The following is a 514-nucleotide window of genomic DNA, read 5'->3' as shown; positions in this document are numbered from 1 at the left end:
GATGCGTGCGCGCTTGGGGTCGCAGATCCGCCTGGAGGATGTGGCGGGTGCGGTGCATTTGTCGCCGGGCCGGTTCCGGCATTTGTTCGTGCAGCAGACCGGGACGTCGTTGCGGGCATGGTTGTTGTGGGCACGCGTGGATCGGGCGGTGCAGGCTGCGTTTCAGGGGCGTTCGTGGACGGAGGCTGCGCACGAAGCCGGGTTCGCGGATGCAGCGCACCTGACGCGCACGTGCCGGCGCGTGTTTGGCCTGGCGCCGACGATGCTGGTGCCCGAGGGTCTTGCGCGGCGCTGATTGCCGAGTTCGGTTCGCTATTTCGCTTGCGACAGCCGCGCCCGCAATCCCCACGTGTAGGCCAGCGCATAGCCCAGGAACACCCCGGCCACGCCGCTCCATGCGCCGCCCTGGATCCAGTCGGTGAGCGCATCCACGGYGCCGCTCGTCGCGTGCCGCCACGCCACCCACACTCCCACGGCGATGCGCAGCGCGACCAACGTCGTCATCGCCAGGATG

At 69.4% G+C, this 514-nt stretch carries 2 protein-coding genes; one reads left to right on the top strand and one right to left on the bottom strand.

What is annotated here, in order from left to right:
* Positions 1–295 (top strand): helix-turn-helix transcriptional regulator (locus tag AC1DRF_RS32075; RefSeq protein WP_477742838.1); only part of this gene is annotated, 295 nt, incomplete at its 5' end.
* Between the two features lie 17 nt (positions 296–312).
* Here the strand turns inward: AC1DRF_RS32075 and AC1DRF_RS32070 are convergent.
* Positions 313–514 (bottom strand): hypothetical protein (locus tag AC1DRF_RS32070; RefSeq protein WP_477742837.1); only part of this gene is annotated, 202 nt, incomplete at its 5' end.

This window comes from Priestia sp. P5_B4, from assembly GCF_056400385.1.
Note: the sequence above shows the minus strand (reverse complement) of the source record. Positions and strands in the feature narration are given on the sequence as shown.